This window comes from Streptomyces sp. BK79 (assembly GCF_044142145.1).
Classification (GTDB): Bacteria; Actinomycetota; Actinomycetes; order Streptomycetales; family Streptomycetaceae; genus Streptomyces.
Map to the genome: position 1 here is coordinate 1 of NZ_JBHVOC010000058.1, position 8170 is coordinate 8170.

Consider the following 8170-nt stretch of genomic DNA (forward strand, 5'->3'; position numbering starts at 1 on the left):
CCCCCCCCCCCCCCCCCCCCCCCCCCCCCCCCCCCCCCCCCCCCCCCCCCCCCCCCCCCCCCCCCCCCGCCCCCCACACCACGTACCGCGCTACGCGCACCCCCACCCACCCCGCACAGGCCGCCGCAGGCACCCCACCCCGCACCCACCCCACCCCGCACGCGCACCCGCACCCGCACCCGCACCCGCACCGCCGGAGGCAACCGTCACCCCCGCCGCACCACCGCCCCCGCCCCACCCAACGCCCCCCGCTGCGGCGCGATCCCCGCGGGAACCGCCCGCTGACGGGCCGGCGTACCGGTCCAGCAGGTACCCCGGCGGGCCAGCAACCGCCGGAGCCACAGTTCGAGGGAGACGAGGTCGGCCAGCCCGTCCAGGGGAAGCGTCTCCCCCGCCGCCGCCCCCCGCACCGCCTTGCGCACGACCCGCGCCTCCACCAGCCCCGCCTCCGCGAGCAGCGGCGTGTCGAAGAGCCCCAGCAGGGAGTCCGCGGCGACCCGCAGCCCCGTCCGCGCCGCCGACGCGGCCACCGCCTGCGTCGGCGCCCCCCACCCGCTCGGCAGCTCGCTCACCCCCGCCCCCTCCAGCACCCTCCGCAGGATCGCCGCCCGCGCCCCCGGCTGCACCCGCAGCGCCTCCGGCAGCGCCCGGCACGCGCGGACGACCTGGTTGTCGAGGAACGGCGTGTGCAGCCGCTGGAAGCGGATCTCGGCGGCCTGCTCCAGCACCCGCACGTCCGCCGCCTGCCGCGCCAGCGCCGCCCGCGCGCGGAAGTCACCGGGCCGCTGCCCCGGCCCCACCCCGGACCGCTGCGAGGACGTCTGAAGGCGAACCGATACTTCAGCCAGCGCCTCCCCGGTCAGCCACCGCGCCGCCGGCCCCGGTCCGGCCCAGGTCAGCACGGCGAGCGACGCGTCCATCGCCCCGTCCCCCGGGGTGTCGAACCGCCGCCGCAGCAGCCGGTCGGAGAGCACCTCCAGCCCGGTGCGGTACGGCGTCCGCGCCAGCCGCCGCGCCGCGGCGTACACGCGCGCGGGGACCAGGACCGACCCGTCGGCCTTGGCGAGCGCGGCGACCGGCCGCACGAGATGGCGCCGCTTGCGGTCCATCAGCAGGTCGGCCAGCCGCGCGGGATGCGCGTCCAGCACCTGCCGCGCCCCGTACCCGGTGAAGTGGTCCGCGCTGCCCGCCGCCAGCCGTGTCCGGTGCCGGGCCGCCGCGACCAGCGAGGAGCCCGGTTCGTCGGTCAGCGGCCCGTCCAGGACGCCGTAGGGCAGCATCTCCTCCCCGCCGGTGACCACCACGTGGTGCAGCCGCGGGTTGGCCGCGAGCGCCCCCGCCCGCTCCAGCTCGGCCTCCCGCCCGCCGACGGCCAGGTCGTTGAAGGTGACGGCCAGCAGCCGCTCGCCCGCACCGGTGCCGTGCCCCAGCACGGTCCCCGGCATCCCCGGCAGCCCGGCGGCCAGCAGCGCCAGCGTCCCCGAGGCCGGACCGCCGGACAGGTCGGCGCCGATGCCCGGCACCGGCATCCCGCGCGCGGCGCGCCGTTCCGCGGGCCCCATGCCGGGGACGGGCCCGGGGTCGATGCCGTCCCCGGGGACGTGCCGGGGCGCGGCGAGGCGGGTGCGCACCGCCTCCACCAGGGCGTCCCGCACGCCGTCCACCGCACGATCGGGGTCGGCCGAGGGCGCGGCCACGGCGAGCGAGGCGACCGGCTCGTACCCGGCGATCTCCCGCGCCCCGGCGCGCAGGATCAGCGCATGCCCCGGCGGAACGCGCTTCACGCCGTCGTACGGGGTGGAGTCGTCGAGCGCGGCCGGCACGTCGGGGGCGGCGAGCAGCGCGGCGAGGTGTCCGAAGTCGAGGTTGGCCTCGATGAGGTCGGCCAGCGGCAGCGCGGCCGTGGCGTACGCCGTGCCGCCCGCCCAGGGGGTGTGGAACACCGGCCGCGCGCCCGCGAGGTCGCCGCAGACCATGACGCGCCGCCCGACCTGGACGACGGCCGTGTAGCTCCCCGGCCACGCCGTCAGGTGCCGCAGCGCTCCCCCGCGCGCGGCGAACAGCCCGACCCGCAACTGCTCGTCGCTCGCGCCGCAGATGCCGAGGACGGCGATCCGGGTCTGCGGATCGGCCGTGACGACGCGCACCTCGTCGGGGCGCCAGTCGCCGACCGCCCACAGGGGGTCGGGGTCGCCCCACAACAGCTGGGAACCCACGGGCTGCACGGTCTCGCCGTCGTAGCCGGTGGCGCCCGCGGAACCCGACGCCCCGGCGATCCCCGCTGCTCCCACGGCGGCGCTGCTCCACCCCACCAACCACCGCATCGACGCCTCCACAGGCTGGGGACAACCAGTGCACCGTACGAACTGGTCCCATGCTGCCATGAAGGGCGCGCCGCAGAGCATCGGCGGAGCCGCGCGTGCTCCCGTGCACGCGCCCCGCGGAGAACTCACGCGAGGACGCCGACCGCCGTGCAACTCCCGCCCCGTGGGCGCGAAGACGACGCGAATGCGCCCCCGGAACGCGCTCTTTGGCTACCCGGCGCGCCCTCAACTCCCGTGGTGGGGGCGGCAGTACCCCGAAAACGCCGGGGTCGGTTTTCAGCCAAATCAGCGTCACGCGGACGCGCTCGAACACGCTCCGTACAGGCGTTGCGCACCGTTCGCCGGCGCGCGGTCCGGGAGGCGAGGCACACCCCCCGGACCGGTCCGCCGCCCGCGGGGATGTAGGCGGCGGTGTCCCCCAGCCCACTGGATCCAGTACAGCGGGCCGACCCACGCATCGCCCATGGAATCGCTCCCGCCGTGGCCGGAGTAGAGCGCACGGGCGGGCGCACGGCCACACACCGGGAGCACGCGGCAACGGACCGTAGACGCACCGCACTTCCGTACGGACCACAATCCCGCCATCCGGAACAATGCCTCTTAACGCATGGGATCCGGCGAACTACGCTGGGTTTACGAATGCCGCGTGGTTATGCCAGCGCGGCAGCCGTCTGTGTCGAGGGGTGGCGCATGTCCAGGGAGCAACGCGGGCCGAACGAGAAGCTCGGCGCCGTTCTCGCCCTCGCGGGAATCAGCAACGCAGGACTGGCCCGGCGCGTCAACGACCTGGGCGCCCAGCGCGGGTTGACGCTGCGCTACGACAAGACGTCGGTGGCGCGCTGGGTGTCGAAGGGCATGGTGCCGCAGGGTGCGGCGCCGCACCTCATCGCCGCCGCCATCGGGCAGAAGCTCGGCCGCCCGGTGCCGCTCCACGAGATCGGCCTGGCGGACGCGGACCCCGCCCCCGAGGTGGGCCTCGCCTTCCCCCGGGACGTCGGCCAGGCGGTCCGGTCGGCCACCGAGCTGTACCGTCTCGACCTCGCCGGCCGCCGGACGGGCGGCGGCATCTGGCAGTCGCTGGCCGGATCGTTCGCGGTGAGCGCGTACGCGACGCCCGCCTCCCGATGGCTGATAACCCCGGCCGACAGCTCGGTGGCGCGTGAGGCGAGCCCGGCCGAGGGCTCCGGCGCACCGCTCAAAGTCGGCCACAGTGATGTGCAGAAGCTGCGCGAGGCCGCCGAGGACGCCCGCCGCTGGGACTCCAAGTACGGCGGCGGCGACTGGCGTTCGTCGATGGTCCCCGAGTGCTTACGCGTCGAGGCGGCCCCGCTGCTCCTCGGCTCCTACTCCGACGAGGTCGGCCGCGCCCTGTTCGGCGCCTCGGCCGAGCTGACCCGCCTGGCGGGCTGGATGGCCTTCGACACCGGCCAGCAGGAGGCCGCCCAGCGGTACTACATCCAGGCCCTGCGCCTGGCCCGCGCGGCGGCCGACGTCCCGCTGGGCGGCTACGTGCTCGCCTCCATGTCCCTCCAGGCGACCTACCGCGGCTTCGGCGACGAGGGCGTGGACCTCGCCCAGGCCGCCCTGGAGCGCAACCGCGGACTGGCCACGGCCCGCACCATGAGCTTCTTCCGCCTGGTCGAGGCCCGCGCCCACGCGCGCGCGGGGGACGCACCGGCGGCCGGCGCCGCCCTGAAGGCCGCCGAGAGCTGGCTGGAGCGCGCGCGCCCCGGCGACAGCGACCCGTCGTGGCTGGGTTTCTACTCCTACGACCGGTTCGCCGCCGACGCGGCCGAGTGCTACCGCGACCTGAAGGCACCACGCCAGGTGCGCCGCTTCACCGAGCAGGCCCTGTCGCAGCCGACGGAGGAGTTCGTACGCTCGCACGGCCTGAGGCTCGTCGTCTCGGCGGTGGCCGAGCTGGAGTCCGGCAACCTGGACGCGGCCTGCGAGCAGGGTGTGCGCGCGGTCGAGGTGGCCGGCCGCATCTCCTCGGCCCGCACCACCGAGTACGTCAAGGACCTCCTCCACCGCCTGGAGCCGTACGGCGACGAGCCGCGCGTGGTCGAGCTGCGCGAGCGCGCCCGGCCCCTGCTCGTCACACCGGCCTGACCCGCCACAGTCCCCCGCCACCGTCCTCGTCCCCGGTCCCGTCCCCGGCACCCGGCCCCGTCCCCGGGGTTTGAAGGCATTGTCAGTGGCGCAGTGCACTATCGAAGCCGGGAGGTGGGCCGGGAGATGGAACGAGGGCGGAGCCCGAGGGCGCAGGGCATCGCGTACGACTGCGACGTGCTGGTGATCGGCGGCGGGATCGTCGGCCTGTCGACGGCGTACGCGATCACGCGCACGGCGCCGGGCACCAGGGTGACGGTGCTGGAGAAGGAGCCAGGGCCGGCCCGGCACCAGACGGGCCGCAACAGCGGCGTCATCCACAGCGGCGTCTACTACCGCCCGGGCTCCCTCAAGGCCCGCTTCGCGGTGCGGGGGGCGGCGGAGATGGTCAAGTTCTGCGCCGAGTACGGCATCGCCCACGCCGTCACCGGCAAGCTGATCGTCGCCACCGACCGCTCCGAGCTGCCCCGCCTGCACGCCCTCGTGCAGCGCGGCCGGGAGAACGGCATACCGGTCCGCGAGCTGGGCGCCGCCCAGATCCCGGAGTACGAGCCGGAGGTCAGGGGCCTGGCCGCCATACACGTCGGGACGACCGGCGTCTGCGACTACGTGGCCGTGGCCCGGCAGCTGGCGCGGGCCTCGGGGGCGGAGATCCGCTACGGGGCCGAGGTGCGGCACATCGACCGGCGCGCGGGCCTCGGCGTCGCCGTCCGCACCCGGAGCGGGGACGTGCTCCGCGCCCGCGTCCTGGTCAACTGCGCCGGGCTGCACTGCGACGAGATCGCCCGGACGACCGGGGACGACCCCGGCATGCGGATCGTCCCCTTCCGGGGTGAGTACTACGAGCTGGCGCGCCCGGAGCTGGTGCGAGGTCTGGTGTACCCGGTGCCGGACCCGGCGTTCCCGTTCCTCGGGGTGCACCTGACCCGGGGCATCGACGGGAGCGTGCACGTCGGTCCGAACGCGGTGCCGGCGCTCGCCCGGGAGGGGTACGGCTGGGGCGTGGTGCGGCCCGGCGAGCTGGGCGGGACGCTGGCCTGGCCCGGCTCGTGGCGGATAGCGCGGCGGCACTGGAGGTACGGGGCGGGCGAGCTGCGGCGGTCGCTGTCCAAGGCCGCGTTCACCGCGGCGGTGCGCAGGCTGCTGCCCGCGGTGACGGAGGGGGACCTGGTGGCGTCGCCCGCCGGGGTGCGGGCGCAGGCGGTCCTCGCGGACGGGACCCTGGTGGACGACTTCATGATCCGCGAGGGCGACCACGCCGTCCACGTCCTGAACGCGCCGTCGCCCGCCGCGACGGCGGCGCTGCCCATCGGGCGGGAGGTGGGGCGCCGGGCGCTGGCCCTGCTGGGAGACTCGTGGCCCGGCGGCGGACGACCGTAAAATTGGTGGCACTGTGTCTGATTTCCGCAGCGCTTCCGACGCTCCCCAGCCGACCGCCCCCCACGCCGGCGCGGCCCCCACCGGCGCCCCGCACACCGGTGCGGCCCCCACCGATGCCACACCCACCGGTGACACGCCCGCCGGTGCCGCCCACGCCGACCACTCCCTCCGGCACACCCGCGCCAAGGGCGAGCCCCGCTTCCCGGACGGTCCGAAGGCCGATCCCGCCGGGTCGCACTTCGAGCGGCGGATCCGGAGCTTCCAGCCCCGGCGGAGCCGCGTGACCGCCGGGCAGGCGGACGCGCTCCAGCGGCTGTGGCCCCAGTGGGGCCTGGACATCGACGGGCAGCGGATCATCGACCTCGGCGAGCTGTTCGGCAACGACCACCCCGTCGTCCTGGAGATCGGCTTCGGCATGGGCGAGGCCACCGCCCGGATGGCCGCCGCCGACCCGGGCACCGACATCCTCGCCGTGGACGTCCACACCCCCGGCCAGGGCAACCTGCTGGGCCTCGCGGAACGGCACGGGCTGTCCAACGTCCGCGTCGGCAACGGCGACGCGATCATCCTCCTGCGCGAGATGCTCGCCCCCGGCTCCCTCGCCGGACTGCGCGTCTACTTCCCCGACCCCTGGCCCAAGAAGCGGCACCACAAGCGGCGCCTGATCCAGCCGGAGTTCCTGTCCCTGGCCGCGACCCGCCTCGCGCCGGGCGCCGTCGTGCACTGCGCGACCGACTGGGAGCCGTACGCCGAGCAGATGCTCGAGGTCCTCACCGCGCACCCCGACTTCGAGAACACCGTGCCCGGCGGCGGTTTCGCGCCGCGCCCCGCCCACCGGCCGCTGACCCGTTTCGAGGGCCAGGGACTGGACAAGGGTCATGTGGTGAACGACTTGCTCTTCCGCCGCGTACAGCACCTCGTATCGCACCGTGATCAGCCCAAGGAGCAGCAGCCCCCCACCGGTTAGGGTCCATGCCGTGGCCACCAGTTCCCCGTATCCGACGCGTCCCCCGGTCCGTCGGCACCCGCTTCCGCACTGGTGGCAGCACGCGTGGGTGCGCTACGGGGCGCTGATCGCCCTGCTCGCGCTCGCGGGCCTGGTGATCCTGGCCCTGGTGCGCGAACAGACCGGCACCCAGGGCTTCCTGGTGGGACTCGGCCTCGCGGTCGTGCCGGTGCCGCTGCTCCTGGCCGCGTTCCGCTGGCTGGACCGGGTCGAGCCCGGCCCCTGGCGGAACCTGCTGTTCTGCTTCGCCTGGGGTGCCTGCGCGGCGGCGCTCATAGCGATCGTCGCCAACAGCTTCGCGACGAGATGGATAGCGACGGCCACCGCCGATCCGGCCGGTGCGGACGCCCTGGGCTCCACGGTCATAGCGCCGGTCGTCGAGGAGTCCGCCAAGGCCGCCGCCGTCCTCCTCGTCTTCCTCTTCCGCAGGCGGGACTTCACCGGGATCGTCGACGGCGTGGTCGTCGCCGGCGTCACCGCCACCGGCTTCGCCTTCACCGAGAACATCCTCTACCTCGGCACCGCCTTCGGCACCGACCAGCTCACCGGCGACAGCGGCATCGCCTCCGTCACCGCGGCGACCTTCTTCGTCCGCGTCGTGATGTCGCCGTTCGCCCACCCGCTGTTCACCGTGCTCACCGGCATCGGCTTCGGCATCGCCGCCCTCCGTCCGGGCCGTCACCGCCCGCGCCGCGCCCTGCTCCCCCTGGCCGGCCTGCTGCTCGCGATGGGCATGCACGCGCTGTGGAACGGCTCGGCGTCGTTCGGCGAGTACGGCTTCCTGGCCGTGTACGCGGCGTTCATGGTGCCGTCCTTCGGCCTGCTGACCTGGCTGGCGGTCTGGACCCGGCAGCGCGAACTGGCCACCGTGCGGGCCGAACTGCCCGTGTACGTCCTGGCCGGCTGGCTGGGGCCGACGGAGCCGCACGCGCTCGGTTCGATGCGGGCCCGCCGCATCGCCCGGCAGCACGCCCGCCGGCACGCCGGGAAGGACGCGGCCAGGACGGTGGAGCGGTACGAGGCGTACGCGACCTCGCTGGCGTTCCTGCGGCAGCGGGCGCGCCGGAACGGGGCGGGCGCCGGCTTCGCCGTACGGGAGCGGGAACTGCTGGACGCCCTGTGGCACCGGCGCGAGGTGGCCCGCCCGTCCCTGGAGTACGCGGCCCGGGCCACGGCCCCCGCCCGCCCCACGCCCTGGCCGCGCCACGGGACGTACCGGACGTACGGCCACGGCGGACCGCTCGGAACCTACGGCCCCTACCCCGCCCACGCCCCGTACGGCTACGCCCCGCACGGCTACTCCCCCGCGCTGCCCTACGGACCCGCGCCGACCCACCCCCACGGCCCC

The 8170-nt window shown here is 75.6% G+C and carries 5 protein-coding genes; 4 read left to right on the top strand and 1 reads right to left on the bottom strand.

What is annotated here, in order from left to right:
- Window positions 1-206: 206 nt before the first annotated feature.
- Window positions 207-2324, bottom strand: a complete 2118-nt coding sequence (locus tag ACFIF2_RS35670; RefSeq protein WP_395577448.1) for an asparagine synthase-related protein — start codon at window positions 2322-2324, stop codon at window positions 207-209.
- A 690-nt stretch (window positions 2325-3014) separates the two neighbouring features.
- On the opposite strand from ACFIF2_RS35670, the gene ACFIF2_RS35675 reads away from it, so the two are divergent.
- The 4 genes from ACFIF2_RS35675 to ACFIF2_RS35690 all read left to right on the top strand — a co-directional run.
- Entirely contained in the window at window positions 3015-4436 is a 1422-nt protein-coding gene (locus ACFIF2_RS35675) for an MFS transporter (protein ID WP_395577449.1), read from the top strand.
- Between the two features lie 126 nt (window positions 4437-4562).
- On the top strand, window positions 4563-5816 hold the full coding sequence (lhgO, locus tag ACFIF2_RS35680) for an L-2-hydroxyglutarate oxidase (protein WP_395577450.1): 1254 nt from the start codon (window positions 4563-4565) through the stop codon (window positions 5814-5816).
- A gap of 13 nt (window positions 5817-5829) precedes the next feature.
- Window positions 5830-6783, top strand: a complete 954-nt coding sequence (gene trmB, locus ACFIF2_RS35685) for a tRNA (guanosine(46)-N7)-methyltransferase TrmB (RefSeq protein ID WP_395577451.1) — start codon at window positions 5830-5832, stop codon at window positions 6781-6783.
- 10 nt (window positions 6784-6793) lie between these two features.
- Window positions 6794-8170, top strand: a 1377-nt coding sequence (locus ACFIF2_RS35690) for a PrsW family glutamic-type intramembrane protease (RefSeq protein WP_395577452.1), incomplete at its 3' end; no start/stop codon positions are given.

Excerpts from the sequence above, each read along its gene's own strand:
- ACFIF2_RS35675 (WP_395577449.1), top strand. The coding sequence starts at position 3,015 with ATGTCCAGGGAGCAACGCGGGCCGAACGAGAAGCTCGGCGCCGTTCTC.
- lhgO (WP_395577450.1), top strand. The coding sequence starts at position 4,563 with ATGGAACGAGGGCGGAGCCCGAGGGCGCAGGGCATCGCGTACGACTGC.
- ACFIF2_RS35670 (WP_395577448.1), bottom strand. The coding sequence starts at position 2,324 with ATGCGGTGGTTGGTGGGGTGGAGCAGCGCCGCCGTGGGAGCAGCGGGG.